This is a genomic window from Buchnera aphidicola (Aphis nerii) (assembly GCF_005083105.1).
In the GTDB taxonomy this organism is placed as follows: domain Bacteria; phylum Pseudomonadota; class Gammaproteobacteria; order Enterobacterales; family Enterobacteriaceae; genus Buchnera; species Buchnera aphidicola_AS.
The window spans coordinates 198,323-212,497 of sequence record NZ_CP034885.1 but is presented as its reverse complement, the minus strand read 5'-3'; the positions used below and the strand labels follow the sequence as shown (position 1 = coordinate 212,497).

General features: G+C 23.4%; 14 protein-coding genes and 1 other RNA gene. 8 read left to right on the top strand and 7 right to left on the bottom strand.

The annotated features are described in order from the left end of the window. Positions 1-51 precede the first annotated feature (51 nt). The 3 genes from dksA (at position 52) to panC (ending at position 2,271) form a co-directional block, all read left to right on the top strand. Positions 52-507, top strand: coding sequence for an RNA polymerase-binding protein DksA (gene dksA, locus D9V64_RS01010; protein WP_158366448.1), 456 nt, complete (start codon positions 52-54; stop codon positions 505-507). 101 nt (positions 508-608) lie between these two features. Further along, positions 609-1,400 (top strand): 3-methyl-2-oxobutanoate hydroxymethyltransferase, encoded by a 792-nt coding sequence (panB, locus tag D9V64_RS01005; protein WP_158366446.1) that lies wholly within the window; start codon positions 609-611, stop codon positions 1,398-1,400. A 13-nt stretch (positions 1,401-1,413) separates the two neighbouring features. Next, a complete protein-coding gene (panC, locus tag D9V64_RS01000) occupies positions 1,414-2,271 on the top strand; it encodes a pantoate--beta-alanine ligase (RefSeq protein ID WP_158366444.1) in 858 nt (285 codons plus the stop codon). Positions 2,272-2,276: 5 nt separating this feature from the next. Here panC and hpt read toward each other — a convergent pair whose 3' ends face one another. Next, positions 2,277-2,813 (bottom strand): hypoxanthine phosphoribosyltransferase, encoded by a 537-nt coding sequence (hpt, locus tag D9V64_RS00995; RefSeq protein WP_158366442.1) that lies wholly within the window; start codon positions 2,811-2,813, stop codon positions 2,277-2,279. A 693-nt stretch (positions 2,814-3,506) separates the two neighbouring features. On the opposite strand from hpt, the gene thrA reads away from it, so the two are divergent. From thrA to thrC, 3 genes are read left to right on the top strand one after another with little or no spacing between them, the layout of a single operon-like run. Then, positions 3,507-5,954, top strand: coding sequence for a bifunctional aspartate kinase/homoserine dehydrogenase I (gene thrA, locus D9V64_RS00990; RefSeq protein WP_158366439.1), 2,448 nt, complete (start codon positions 3,507-3,509; stop codon positions 5,952-5,954). A 21-nt stretch (positions 5,955-5,975) separates the two neighbouring features. After that, positions 5,976-6,905: a homoserine kinase gene (gene thrB / locus D9V64_RS00985; RefSeq protein WP_158366437.1), complete on the top strand. Its 930-nt coding sequence runs from the start codon at positions 5,976-5,978 to the stop codon at positions 6,903-6,905. A gap of 3 nt (positions 6,906-6,908) precedes the next feature. Next, a complete protein-coding gene (gene thrC, locus D9V64_RS00980) occupies positions 6,909-8,198 on the top strand; it encodes a threonine synthase (protein ID WP_158366434.1) in 1,290 nt (429 codons plus the stop codon). Between the two features lie 93 nt (positions 8,199-8,291). On the opposite strand, the gene ychF is transcribed toward thrC, so the two are convergent. The 3 genes from ychF to D9V64_RS00965 all read right to left on the bottom strand — a co-directional run bounded on the left by ychF (position 8,292) and on the right by D9V64_RS00965 (position 10,721). Beyond that, complete coding sequence (gene ychF / locus D9V64_RS00975; protein WP_158366432.1) at positions 8,292-9,380, bottom strand: redox-regulated ATPase YchF; 1,089 nt, start codon at positions 9,378-9,380, stop codon at positions 8,292-8,294. 60 nt (positions 9,381-9,440) lie between these two features. Further along, on the bottom strand, positions 9,441-9,974 hold the full coding sequence (gene pth, locus D9V64_RS00970) for an aminoacyl-tRNA hydrolase (protein ID WP_158367266.1): 534 nt from the start codon (positions 9,972-9,974) through the stop codon (positions 9,441-9,443). Between the two features lie 135 nt (positions 9,975-10,109). Then, the gene (locus D9V64_RS00965; protein WP_158366430.1) at positions 10,110-10,721 is read right to left on the bottom strand and encodes a Fe-Mn family superoxide dismutase; all 612 of its coding nucleotides are present in this window, start codon (positions 10,719-10,721) and stop codon (positions 10,110-10,112) included. 291 nt (positions 10,722-11,012) lie between these two features. On the opposite strand from D9V64_RS00965, the gene rnt reads away from it, so the two are divergent. Then, positions 11,013-11,672 (top strand): ribonuclease T, encoded by a 660-nt coding sequence (gene rnt / locus D9V64_RS00960; protein WP_158366428.1) that lies wholly within the window; start codon positions 11,013-11,015, stop codon positions 11,670-11,672. A 111-nt stretch (positions 11,673-11,783) separates the two neighbouring features. Here rnt and grxD read toward each other — a convergent pair whose 3' ends face one another. Continuing rightward, positions 11,784-12,110 (bottom strand): Grx4 family monothiol glutaredoxin, encoded by a 327-nt coding sequence (gene grxD / locus D9V64_RS00955; RefSeq protein ID WP_158366426.1) that lies wholly within the window; start codon positions 12,108-12,110, stop codon positions 11,784-11,786. 137 nt (positions 12,111-12,247) lie between these two features. Between grxD and ssrA the strand changes: the two genes are divergently transcribed. Beyond that, positions 12,248-12,617, top strand: a transfer-messenger RNA (tmRNA) gene (gene ssrA / locus D9V64_RS00950). Positions 12,618-12,638: 21 nt separating this feature from the next. Here ssrA and bamE read toward each other — a convergent pair. After that, complete coding sequence (gene bamE, locus D9V64_RS00945; RefSeq protein WP_158366424.1) at positions 12,639-13,016, bottom strand: outer membrane protein assembly factor BamE; 378 nt, start codon at positions 13,014-13,016, stop codon at positions 12,639-12,641. A gap of 63 nt (positions 13,017-13,079) precedes the next feature. Beyond that, entirely contained in the window at positions 13,080-13,958 is an 879-nt protein-coding gene (gene nadK, locus D9V64_RS00940; RefSeq protein WP_158366422.1) for an NAD(+) kinase, read from the bottom strand. Positions 13,959-14,175 lie beyond the last annotated feature (217 nt).

The following is a 14,175-nucleotide window of genomic DNA, read 5'->3' as shown; positions in this document are numbered from 1 at the left end:
TATTAAAATTTTTTAAAATTTTATAATAGAATTTTTTACTAGGACAATACTATGGAAAAAAACAAACAAAAAAAAAAATCCTCCTTAAATGTTCTTTCTATTGCTGGTTTAAAACCTTATCAAAAAAAAATAGACGAAGAATATATGAATGAAAATCAAATGTTACATTTTAAAAAAATTCTTGAAACATGGAAAAACCAACTAAAATGTGAAGTGAATCATACTTTACTATATATACAAGATAAATCGACTAATTTCCCAGATCCAATTGATAGAGCAACACAAGAAGAAGAATTTAGTTTAGAATTACGAAACCAAGACAGAAGTCGTAAATTAATAAAAAAAATTGAAATCACCTTAAAAAAAATAAAAAATAATGATTTTGGTTATTGTAATTCTTGTGGAATTGAAATTGGAATACGTCGTTTAGAAGCTAGACCAACCGCAAGTTTATGTATTGATTGTAAAACATTAGCAGAAATTAGAGAAAAACAAATGGCTGGGTAGTACATAGAGATTAGGATATTCGATTGATATATTAAATTATCTCGAGTATCCTTTAAATAAATTTATATTAAATTAACTTATTTAAAAAAATCAGGTTAAAAATGGAATCTATTAATATTTCTACTTTACAAAATTGGAAAAATAAAAAAAACAAATTTGCTGCAATTACAGCATATGATTTTAGCTTTGCTAAATTATTTTCGAATCAAGGCATTCCAGTTATACTTGTTGGAGATTCTCTGGGTATGACAATTCAAGGTCATAATTCAACCATACCTGTAACAGTTAACAATATTGAATATCACACAAAAGCAGTAAGAAAAGGTGCACCAAATGTTTTTTTAATATCTGATTTACCATTTATGTCTTATTGCGAAATTAATCAGACGCTAAAAAATACTGCTAAAATTATTCAATCTGGTGCTAATATGATTAAAATAGAAGGTGGTAAAAATTTAATTCATATTATTAAAGCATTATCGAACCAATCTATCTTAATATGTGGACATATAGGACTAACTCCACAATATACAAACTATTTAGGTGGATATAAAGTCCAAGGAAAAACTGAGAAAAAAGCAAATGAAATAATAGACGAAGCTTTATCTCTTGAAGACGCTGGAATTAAAATGCTAGTATTAGAATGCATTCCCGCAAAATTAAGTAAAATAATTACTGAAAAATTATCGATTCCAGTAATTGGAATTGGAGCTGGAAACTATACTGATGGACAAATATTAGTAATGCAAGATTTATTAGGTATTACTGAAAATAAGAAACTAAAATTTGTGAAAAATTTTCTTTCAGATAGTGGAAGTATTCAAAATGCAATAAAAATGTATATTAATGAAGTAAAAAACGGAACTTTCCCTAATGAAAAATATAGTTTTTAAAAAATAAAATATCATGTATATAATAAACAAAACAAACGATTTATTTAAAAAAATTCAACTTTTTAAAAAAAAACAAAAGATAATAGGTTTAGTACCTACCATGGGTAATTTACATGAAGGCCATATAAAATTAATTTTACTGGCTAAAAAATATGTAGATATTGTTATTGTAAGTATTTTTATTAATCCTATGCAATTTGAAAACATATCAGACTTTAAAAAATATCCTCAAACCTTCTTAAACGATTGCTCAATACTAAAAAATATTAAAATAGATGTTATATTTGCTCCTAAGATCTCTGAAATTTACCCCAATGGTACAAAAATGCATACATATATTGAAGAACCTAAATTATCTAATATTATTGAAGGAAAATCACGACCTGGACATTTTATAGGTGTAACAACAATAATTAGTAAATTATTTAATTTAATACAACCTAATTTTGCATTTTTCGGAGAAAAAGATTATCAACAATTGTTAATTATAAAAACTTTTGTTCAAGAATTGAATTATCAAATAAAAATTATTAGTTTACCTACCATTCGATTAAAAAATGGATTGGCTTTTAGTTCAAGAAATAGATATTTAAATGAAGTAGAATTACAAAAAGCTCCTTTTTTATATAAAGTTATAAAAAAAACTGCAGATATTATTATAAAAAATAATGGTGATAAATTAGATAAAACTATTGATTTAGCAAAAAAATATCTAATAAAAAAAGGATTCATAATTGATATATTTAACGTATATAACTCTAAAAAACTAAGTTTTTTTTCTAAAGAAAATAAAAAAAATATTATTCTCGCATCTGTTTGGTTAGGTAATACTCGTTTAGTTGATAACAAGAAATTTATCTTATTAAATTAAAAAATTTATTTATTATTAAATACTACTTTTCCAATATATGGTAGATAACGATAACATTGAGCATAATCTATTCCATATCCAACTATAAATTCATCAGGTATAGAGAAACCTATAAAATCAATATTAATATTCACTTCACGACATTCAGGTTTATCTAAAAGTGTACAAATTGATAAAGATTTTGGGTTTCTTAACTTTAAAATACCTAAAACTTTACTTAAAGTTTTTCCGGAATCAATAATATCTTCAACAATTAAAACATTTTTATTATAAATATCTTCATCTAAATCTTTTATGATTTTTACATCTCCACTCGATATAATTCCACGTCCATAACTAGACGTGGTCATAAAATCAATTTCATGTTCAATTTTTATGTTACGACATAAGTCAGCTATAAACACAAATGAACCACGTAATAAAGCAATCAATATCATTTTATTTTTACTGTTTTTATATTTTCTAGTAATTTCTCGACCTAATTCACGAACACGAATACCTAATTCTGTTTCAGAAAAAATCACTTTAATCGTATGTTTCATAATATTAACTAAGTTTTTAATTTAAATTATATTTTTATTATACTAAAAATAATCTAATTCATTTTTATAAAAATTAAAAGTATTTATAGAATAAGATTTCTATACAAAATTAAAAACTGAAATATTTATTTTTTAAACTATTGCAATGATAATAATCATTATGTTATAAAAATCACTACATTTTAGAACACTAATTAAAATATTTTATGCAAAATTATTCTATAATTTTTATTTTTAATGTATTTTAAAAATAAATATTTTAAATATAAAAACCTTAAAAAATAATTTGTTATTTAAAATTACTATATAAACATAATAAATTTTTTAATAATACATTATGCTTTTTTAATATTTAAAAAAAAAACTAATTTTATGTTAAAATTAATAACATATTCAATATAAGTTATACTAAAGATAAAAATTTAAATATATTTTCAATTACAAATCTAATTCTTGTTAAAAAACTACCTAACAAACTAATTAAATTAATTTAGCCATTTATTAATTCGACCTCTCAAGGTATTACATATATAAGAATATTAATATCTATTTATAATCTTATCGCAATAGAATAACTATTCTGGTTTACTATAAATAAACTTACATATAATGTAGGAGTAATATATTTTTAATAAAAAATTAATTATAAATAATATAAGTTTTTTATGAAATAAATTTAAGGATTCATAAAATATGAAAATATTAAAATTTGGTGGCACTTCATTAGCTAATGCAGAAAAATTTTTATGTGTAGCTGATATTATAGAAAAAAATAAAAATAACGAACAAGTTGCTATAGTTCTTTCAGCTCCAGCTAAGATAACGAACTATTTAGTTAATATTGCTGAAAACAATATTGATATTAATAAAATATTAAAAAACATTAATCTTGCAGAAAACATATTTATTGAAATAATAGAAAATATTAAAAAAATAGAATCTAAATTTTTATACAAAGAAACAAAAAAAACAATAAAGATAGAATTTAATAAATTAAAAAAAACTATAGATAGTATTAAAATACTAAAAAAATATCCTGAAAAGGTACAAGCTATTATAATGTCTATCGGAGAAATACTTTCGATTCATATTATGAAAAATGTATTAAAATCGAGAGAACATCAAATTACTATTATAAATCCTATTAAAAATATGATATCTATAGGAACTTTTTTAAATTCTAAAATAAATATAAATGAATCTAAAAAATGCATTAATAAAATAAATATCAATAAAAATCATATTATTTTAATGCCAGGATTTATTGCAGGTAACGAACAAGGTGAATTAGTAATATTAGGAAGAAATGGATCAGATTATTCTGCAGCAGTATTAGCATGTTGTTTAAATGCTCAGTTATGTGAAATTTGGACTGATGTTGACGGTGTATTCACTTCAGATCCAAAAAAAATATCTAATACTGTTTTATTAAAGTCAATATCATATGAAGAAACAATGGAATTATCTTATTTTGGGGCGAAAGTTTTACATCCACGAACTATTGAACCACTTAAAGATTTTAATATTCCTTGCGTAATTAAAAATACTTATAATATTCAATCTCAAGGTACATTAATTTGTAAAAAGAATACATTCGATGAAAAAATTCTGAAAGGTGTAACTAATTTAGATAATATTACAATGTTTACATTATCTGGTATTTTACTAAGACAAAATAATAATGTAATACAAAAAATATTTAATTTAATTTCGGAAGAAAATATTAATATTATATTAATTACTAAGTCATCATCAAAAAATAATTTTAGCTTTTGTACGCAAGATAAAGACAGACAAAAAATTCTTATTTTAATTAATAAAGCATTTAAATTAGAATTTAAAGAAAATCTATTAAATAACATTAATATCACTAATGATTTATCCATATTATCTGTAGTTGGATTTAATATTTCTAAAAAACATGATATTGCTTCAAAAATTTTTTACGCTTTAGGAAAATCTAAAATTAATATTCTTGCAATTTCGCAGGGATCTTCAAAACATTCTATATCAATCGTGATTAAAAAAGAAAAAATTTTACAAAGTATGCAAAATGTACATAATGCATTATTTTGTAATAAAAAAATTATTAATGTTTTTTTAATTGGAGTAGGTGGGGTAGGAAAAGAATTAATTAAACAAATATTACAACAAAAAAATTTTTTAGCACATAAAAATATAGAAATAAAAATACGAACTATCGCAAATTCTAAGAAAATATTATTTTTAAATGATTTAATGGAATTACAAGATTGGGAAACACATTTAAAAAACTCAAAAGAAAAATTTAATCTTAAAATATTAAATAAATTATTAGAAGATAATTCTTTTTTAAATTCTGTTTTAATTGATTGTACTTCTGACGATATTTTATCTAAACAATATGTTAATTTTCTTTCAAAAGGATTTCATGTAGTTACATCAAACAAAAAAGCTAATACTAGTTCTTTAAAATATTATAATGATATTAGACAAACTGAATTAAAAGAACATAAAAAATTTTTATATGAAACCAATGTAGGTGCAGGATTGCCTGTTTTACAAACGTTACGAAATTTAATTAACACAGGTGATGATCTAATTTGCTTTAAAGGTATATTATCTGGTTCCTTGTCATTCATATTCGGAAAATTAGAAGAAAATATTTTATTATCAGATGCTACTAAAAAAGCTAAGGATCTAGGTTTTACAGAACCAAATCCGTATGATGATTTATCAGGCATAGATGTTGCGAGAAAATTATTAATATTAGCACGTGAAGTGGGATATAAAGTAGAATTAAAAGATATTGAAATTGAACAAATATTACCTGAAAAATTTAAAAAATATAAAAATACTAAAGAATTTCTAGATAAATTAAAAGAAATAGATATCCCTTTTATGGAAAAAGTTAAAAAAGCAAAAAATTCAGGGAAAGTACTACGTTTTGTTGGAACAATAGAAAAAAAAGGGAGATGTTCAGTAAAAATTGAAGAAATACATATAGATAATCCATTATATAAAGTTAAAAATGGCGAAAATGCACTGACATTTTATACAAATTATTATCAACCGATCCCTCTTGTTTTAAGAGGATATGGTGCTGGTAATAATGTTACTGCCTCTGGAGTATTTTCCGACCTACTACGTACAATATTATAAACGTCAGTGTGGAGTACAGTAATGATTAAAATTTATGCACCAGCTTCTATTGGTAACGTTGGAGTTGGATTTGATATTTTAGGTGCAGCCATTGAACCAATAAATGGTGATTTATTAGGTGATTGTGTAACAATACAATTATCAGAAAATTTTGAACTACTTAATAAAGGAATTTTTTCTAATCAATTACCTGTCAATAATAAACAAAACATTGTTTGGAAATGTTGGTATAAATTCTGTAGAGTAATTAATAAAAACATTCCAGTTTCTATAGTTTTAGAAAAAAATTTACCAATTGGTTCTGGACTTGGATCTAGTGCTTGTTCTATAGTTGCTACTTTGGTTGCAATTAATGAAATTTTTGATAACCCATTAAATAAAAAAGAACTACTATCTCTTATGGGCGAAATAGAAGGGGAAATATCAGGAAGTATTCATTATGATAACGTTGCTCCATCGTATCTTGGAGGGATTCAGTTAATCTTAGAAGATGATGATGTAATCAGTCAACAAATTCCACATTTTAAAACTTGGTTTTGGATCGTGGCTTGGCCAGGAATAAAATTATCTACTGCAGAAGCAAGAAAAATTTTACCTAAAAAATATACACAAGATATATGTATTAAAAACAGTCGTTGTTTAGCTAGTTTTATTCATGCTTCATACAGTCAACAATCTGATTTAGCAGCAAAATGTATGAAAGAATTTATAGCAGAACCATATCGTAGCAAACTATTACCTGATTTTTTAAAAAATAAAGAACAAATTAAAAAGTTAGGTGCGATAAGTTGTGGTATATCAGGATCAGGTCCAACCATTTTTGCTATTTCAGAAAATATTGAAAATGCCCAAAAAATATCTTTATGGTTAACAAAAAATTATTTACAAAATAAAACAGGATTTGTTCATATTTGTTATATAGATACAAAAGGTGTTCGAAAAATAGGATAAAAAATGAAACTTTATAATTTAAAAAATCATAGCGAACAAGTTAATTTTGAAACTGCCATCAAACTTGGACTGGGACAACAACAAGGATTATTTTTCCCAGTAGAAATACCAATTATTACACCTTTTGAATTATCAGAAATGCTAAAAATGGACTTTATTACAAGAAGTACTGAAATACTCTATAAATTTATTGATAATGAAATATCTAAAAAAGTATTATATGAACATGTAAAAAAAGCATTTTCATTTAAAAAACCATTAAAAGTTTCAATTAATCAAAATATAAGTTGTTTCGAATTATTTCATGGACCAACATTAGCATTTAAAGATTTTGGAGCTCGTTTTATGGCTCAAATGATTTTTTTTCTAAATAAAAAAAATGAAAATTTTACTATTTTAACTGCAACATCAGGAGACACTGGTGCTGCAGTCGCGCATGCATTTTATAAAATGAAAAATATTCGAGTAATCATTTTATATCCAAAAGGAAAAATTAGTTCATTACAAGAACAATTATTTTGTACTTTAGGGGAAAACATAACAACAATATCAATTAATGGAAGTTTTGATGACTGTCAGAATTTAGTTAAAAAAGCTTTTGATGATAAAAAATTAAAAGAATCAATAGGTTTAAATTCTGCTAATTCTATTAATATTAGTCGATTATTAGCTCAAATATGTTATTATTTTGAAGCTTTTTCATTAATTTCAGAAAAAGAAAGAAAAAAATTAGTTATAGCCGTTCCATGTGGTAATTTTGGAAATTTAACAGCTGGATTATTAGCAAAATCTCTTGGTTTACCAATTAAATCTTTTATAGCATGTACAAATTCTAACGATACTGTTCCAAGATTTTTAAAAAATAAACAATGGCAACCAAAAAAAACTATATCTACAATTTCTAATGCTATGGATATTAGTCAACCAAATAATTGGCCAAGAATTGAAGAGTTATTTCGTAGAAATAATTGGGATTTAAGTGATTTAAGATTTGGTAGCGTATCAGATAAAAGCACAAAAGAAGCCATTAAAGAACTTTTTGAATTAGGATATACTTCAGAACCACATGCTGCGATTGCATATCGATTATTGACTAATCAACTCAAAGAAAATGAGTATGGTTTATTTTTAGGTACAGCACATCCATCAAAATTTAAAGACACTGTCGAAAAAATTGTAAAAAGTAGTATTACTTTACCAAATGAAATTAAATCTCGAATGGATTTACCCTTATTATCTTATAACATAAATCCAGATTTTAACAAACTTAAAGAGTTTTTATTAAATAAATAAAAACAAAAAATTAGAGAGGATAACTTTTTCCTCTCTAAAAAATAAATAAATAAATACATGTTATGTTAAGCTTATTAAATCATTAAATTAATTTTAAATATTAAATAAAAAATTGACAATATCACCATCTTCAATTTTATAATCTTTTCCTTCAATTTTACATTTACCCATTTCTTTAACTTTAATTTCACTTTTATATTGAATAAAATCTAAATACTTAATAATTTGAGCACGAATAAATCCTTTACTAAAATCACTATGTATTTTTGCGGCTGCTTGAATACTGGTACTACCATTAGGTATAGACCAAGCATGAACTTCTTTAACACCAACTGTAAAAAATGTTATTAAATCAAGCATTTTGTATCCATTTTGGATAATTTTATTTAATGCTAAGTTTTTTATATTAAAAGCTTTCATAAAATCTTTTTGTTCTTTTTCATTCATTTTTGCTAAATCTAATTCTAAGTTGGAAGAAATAGGTATAACTAGGGAATTTTCTTTTCTTCCTATTTCATATAAATCATTTAATAAAATTAAAGATTCTTTGTTTTCATTAATATTAGCAATATATATTGTTGGCTTTAAAGTTAAAAATCGAAAATCACTAACTATTTTTTTTTCTGTTTCATTAAGTTTTAATGTTTTAAGCATTAAAAAATTTTTTAAATGATTTATACATTTATTTAAAATAAATAATTTTTTTTCTACTTCATCTCGATTATGTTTTAAATTTTTTTCTAATTTTAATATAGATTTTTCACACGTATCAAAATCAGATAATATAAGTTCAGAATTAATTATATCTACATCATTTTTGGGGTCAATTTTATTATAAACGTGGCTAATATTATCATCTTTAAAACAACGTACAACATGGATGATAGCTTGAGTATCCCTAATATTACTTAAAAACTGATTTCCCAAACCTTCACCTTTAGAAGCGCCTTTAACTAAACCTGCAATATCAACAAATTCTATATATGTAGTTACTATTTTTTTAGGAGAAATAATTTTAGATAGTTCGATAATACGCGTATCAGGTACTGAAATTATTCCAACATTTGGTTTAATAGTACAAAAAGGAAAATTTGCAATTGCAGAATTTCCTTTAGTTAAGGCATTAAATAAAGTAGATTTTCCAACATTAGGAAGCCCTATAATGCCACATTTAAAACCCATATTTATATACCTTAGAATAAAAAATTTTATTTTATATTAATAAAAATAATTAATATTTAACTATAAATTACTAGTTAATAATGCATAAGTTTGTTCAATAGCATTTTGAATAGACATGTTAATTAAGTTAATTTCTTGTATTATAGGTTCTGAAAGAACAAAAGATGGTATTTCCGTCTTATTTTTTGGTCGACCAATGCCAATTCTAAACCTATAAAAATCTGTTTTTATATTAAAATTATTAATAACACTTCTAAGTCCGTTATGACCACTATGTCCATAACTATATTTTAACTTTACTATTCCAGATTCTAAATCTAAATCATCATGTGCTATTAATATTTCATTTAAATTAATATTATAAAAAACAGCTATTTTATATATTGCGCTACCATTTATATTCATAAAAACATTAGGTATAAATAATTTAACATTATTTGAATGTACATTAATAGAAGTAGTAAAACCAAGAAATTTTTTTTCTTCTCTTAATGATTTATCAAAACGTTTTGCTAAAGAATAAATATACCAAGATCCTACATTATGACGTGTATGGTGATATTTATTTTTAGGATTAGATAATCCTACAATCATTTTAATAGTATACAAAAATAATCCTTTAATATCTCTTGATTGATATTTTTAAAAAACATATAATAATCAATATTATATGTTTAAAAATATAGAATTTAAATATTTTTTTTATTACAAAATATAATCAATAAATTTTTATTTTTGCAAACGATTATCTACTTCATCCCAATTTACTACATTCCAAAATGCTTTAATATAATCCGATTTTCTGTTTTGATATTTTAAATAATAAGCATGTTCCCAAAGATCTAAACCTAAAATAGGATCACCATAGGTATTTGATATTAATTTCCCCATTAATGGATTATCTTGATTTATAGTAGATACTATATTGAGTTTTTCATCTTGATTTACCAACCAAACCCAACCTGAACCAAAATGTTGCATAGCAACATTTTCGAATTGATTTTTAAAAGATTCAAAGCTTCCAAAACTTTTTTCTAATATAGACTTTATACTATTATTTAATACAGTATTTATCTTTAAAGATTTCCAAAAAAAACTATGATTTATATGACCACCTGCATTATTACGTAATGCATTTTTATTTTCTAAACTGATTTCATTGAATATAGATATTAACTCTTCAATTGAAAGAGAAGAAAAAGCTGTATCTTTTAAAATAGCATTAGTATTGTTGATGTAATTTTGATGATGTTGTGTATGATGAATTTTCATTGTTACTTCGTCAAAATAAGGCTCTAAAGAATTATATAAATAAGGTATCGAAGGTAAAGAATAAGCCATTTTTATAGTCCTATGAAAGTATAAAGTATTATACAAAAATTAAATTAAAAATTTGATCTTAAATATTATGTTAAATTATAGTACAATTATTATCTAATAAACAAGAATCATCAGAAATATATAAAATAGTATTTAAAATAATTATATAAATCTAAAAATTATTTATTTTTTAAAAATTTTTTTGTTATTTTTTATTTAATTAATTTTAAATACTTTCTTTATTATCATAATTTTAATAATAAAAATAAATTTTATTAAATAAAAACAATAAGTTTTTTAAATGAGATGTAAATGTCTACAAAGAAAGAATTTAATCTACTAAATAATCGATTTCGCAATTTTTATCCTGTTGTTATCGATATCGAAACAGCTGGTTTCAATCCAAAAACCGATGCAATATTAGAAATTGCTTTAATAACTTTAAAAATGGATAAATTGGGATGGTTACATAAAGCAAATACACTTCATTTTCATATAAAACCTTTTAAAGGATCGATTATTAACCCCAATGCTATTGCATTTAATAAAATTGATCCATTTAATCCATTACGCGGCGCTATTAGCGAAAAATTAGCAATTGAATCAATATTAGAAACAGTAAGAAACGGAATAAAACAAGAATGTTGTAGTAAAGGTATTGTAGTAGCACATAATGCAAATTTTGATCATAATTTTTTAATGTCTGCAATAAAAAGAGTTCAAATTAAAAAAAATCCATTTCATGAATTTGTTACTTTTGATACAGCTTCGTTAAGTGCATTAGTTGTAGGCGAAACTGTTTTATCAAAAGCATGTAAAGCTATTGGATTAACATTTGATAATAATCAAGCTCATTCTGCACTTTACGATACTCTACAAACTGCAAATCTTTTTTGTGAATTAGTAAATCGTTGGAAATATTTAGGTGGCTGGCCAGTAAATATAAAAAATAAAAGTATTCTTATTCAATAAAAAATATTATTTCAGTTGCTTATAAGTTTTTAAAAACTATAAAAAGATATGACATAAATAATAATTTTAATTAAAAATGTCATATCTTTTTTAAAAAATATAAATTAAATTTTATTTCTTATGTTTTTTTATTGTTTTAGATACTAATTTCTGTAATTCTCCCGTTTGTAACATGTCTACTATAATACTACAACCTCCAACTAATTCACCATCTATCCATACTTGAGGAAAAGTAGGCCAATTTGCATATTTAGGAAGCTCTCTTCTAATATCTTCATGTTCTAAAATATCAACATATGCAAATTTTTCTCCACATACTGAAAGTGCTTGTACAGCTTGAGCAGAAAAACCACAACTAGGGGATTCAGGTGTTCCTTTCATGTAAATTAAAATAATATTATCTTGAATTTGACGTTCTATTTTTTTAATGACATCCATAGATTATTCCTTTTTTTAGATCTATAAATCTTAAAATATTAAAAATAATTTTAGATTACAAATAGTTTAGAATATTTTATAGACAATTTTGTTTTTTTTTGTAATACTAATCAACTAAATATTTTAAAATAAAGCTTGGGGCTGTTTTGGATTCGACAAAATTATCAAAAAAATAAAGTGCATGCCGAGGAACGGTTTGCCTCGTAAAAAGCCGTAAAAAAATAGCTACAAATAACAAACAAAACTACGCATTAGCAGCTTAAAAAACTAAATAATGCCCTTTATTCTCAACATTACCTCTTTTATAACGAGAAATTATTAAAGGTTATTTTATTAAAGAGCAACGTGTAATAAAACTTGATATTTACACGATAGTATTTTTCAAGATATGTTCCTAAAATGAGTTTTTCCAAATTAGGAAAAGAATTTAATATTAAGAAAAACTAAGCATGTAGTACCTTTATTTATAGAAATTTTGGACGCGGGTTCAAATCCCGCCAGCTCCAAAATTTTTAAATATTATTTAATTTATTCAATATTAAAATAAAAAACTTTATTTTTTTTAAAAAAAATATTTAATGTTACTTTTTTACATATGTTTTTTTTAGACTGTTCAAAAAAAACATAATGATATGAATCACTAAATGAATCAGAAATTATCGGACTTCCAAATACGTAAATTATTTGTTCTCTTGTCATATCTTTATAATTTTTTTTAAACTCATCTAAATTTAAACAAAATTCATTCATCCTATAATTATAATTTTTATTACCTAAAAATGAACAACTGGTCAATAAAAGGGTTATTAATAATATCTTTATTTTAGAAATTTGAATGTTCATTAATAAATTGTTTCCTAATAATTTACATAAATTTTTTCCAAAAAAATCATAATAGTAACTCATATATAATTTAAATATTTTTATACATATGATATATTAACGTATCCAAAAAAAATTATATAATTTTTAAAAAAAATTTTTAGACCAATTTAATTTTGAAGTTAAAGTTTTAAAATAATTATAACTTTTAGGATGTACAAGATTTAAATAGTAATTGCTTCTTTGTAGTAAAATATATTCATTTTTATTAACAGGAAATACTATTTGACTATCACAACTAATTTTTAAATCTTTTTCTGAATTAGAAAATTTTAAACAAATTACGCTATCACTTCTAATCACCAAAGGTCGAGCTGATAAAGTATGAGGAAACATAGGTATTAATAATATAGCTTCTAAAGAAGTTACTATAATAGGCCCTCCCGCTGATAATGAATAACCTGTAGAACCAGTAGGAGTTGAAACAATTAAACCATCTGAACGTTGTGAAAAAGCAAATTTTTCATCAATATAAACTTCAAATTCAATCATATGAGCAACATGTTTAGGATGTAAAACAACTTCATTAACAGCTATACTAGATTTATAAAGCTTTTGTTTTTTATAAATCTTTACATCTAATAAAAAACGATTTTCTATAAAATACTGTCCAGATAATACTTCTGAAAGTTTTTTAAATCGATTATCAGGATTTAAATCTGTTAAAAAACCTAAATTTCCTCGATTAATACCAATGATTTTAATATTAAAATATGCTAAAATTCGAGCTATGCACAATAAATTTCCATCTCCACCAATTACTATAGCTAAATCGCAAAGTTGACCAATTTCTATTAATGTAGCAGTTTTTGGGTTTTTTAACTTTAACTTTTTAGAAATATCACATTCAATAAAAACTTTATAACCTCTTTTAATTAACCATTTATAAAGTATCTCATGTGTTATTAATGCATTAGATTGACGAGGACGTCCAACAATACCGATACAATTAAAATATTGCTTCATTGCATTAAAATACCTCATGAATCAACTTAAAAGACATATTTAAAAATCTATATTTAACTAATCAGTAATGTTTAAAACGGTGATATTATGGATACTGAAGAAAAACAAAAAAATAACATAAATATTGACAAAAAAAATACAGAAAAAGAAAATATAGAAAAAACAAATAATAATGATAACATCAAAGATAAAAATATAAACGAATTAAACGAATTAA

What these genes read in the sequence shown, in the direction of transcription:
- thrB (WP_158366437.1), top strand. Translation starts at nt 5,976, where the DNA reads ATGATTAAAATTTATGCACCAGCTTCTATTGGTAACGTTGGAGTTGGA.
- D9V64_RS00965 (WP_158366430.1), bottom strand. Translation starts at nt 10,721, where the DNA reads ATGGCTTATTCTTTACCTTCGATACCTTATTTATATAATTCTTTAGAG.
- bamE (WP_158366424.1), bottom strand. Translation starts at nt 13,016, where the DNA reads ATGAGTTACTATTATGATTTTTTTGGAAAAAATTTATGTAAATTATTA.
- hpt (WP_158366442.1), bottom strand. Translation starts at nt 2,813, where the DNA reads ATGAAACATACGATTAAAGTGATTTTTTCTGAAACAGAATTAGGTATT.
- ychF (WP_158366432.1), bottom strand. Translation starts at nt 9,380, where the DNA reads ATGGGTTTTAAATGTGGCATTATAGGGCTTCCTAATGTTGGAAAATCT.
- panB (WP_158366446.1), top strand. Translation starts at nt 609, where the DNA reads ATGGAATCTATTAATATTTCTACTTTACAAAATTGGAAAAATAAAAAA.
- panC (WP_158366444.1), top strand. Translation starts at nt 1,414, where the DNA reads ATGTATATAATAAACAAAACAAACGATTTATTTAAAAAAATTCAACTT.
- pth (WP_158367266.1), bottom strand. Translation starts at nt 9,974, where the DNA reads ATGATTGTAGGATTATCTAATCCTAAAAATAAATATCACCATACACGT.
- nadK (WP_158366422.1), bottom strand. Translation starts at nt 13,958, where the DNA reads ATGAAGCAATATTTTAATTGTATCGGTATTGTTGGACGTCCTCGTCAA.
- rnt (WP_158366428.1), top strand. Translation starts at nt 11,013, where the DNA reads ATGTCTACAAAGAAAGAATTTAATCTACTAAATAATCGATTTCGCAAT.
- thrA (WP_158366439.1), top strand. Translation starts at nt 3,507, where the DNA reads ATGAAAATATTAAAATTTGGTGGCACTTCATTAGCTAATGCAGAAAAA.
- dksA (WP_158366448.1), top strand. Translation starts at nt 52, where the DNA reads ATGGAAAAAAACAAACAAAAAAAAAAATCCTCCTTAAATGTTCTTTCT.
- grxD (WP_158366426.1), bottom strand. Translation starts at nt 12,110, where the DNA reads ATGGATGTCATTAAAAAAATAGAACGTCAAATTCAAGATAATATTATT.
- thrC (WP_158366434.1), top strand. Translation starts at nt 6,909, where the DNA reads ATGAAACTTTATAATTTAAAAAATCATAGCGAACAAGTTAATTTTGAA.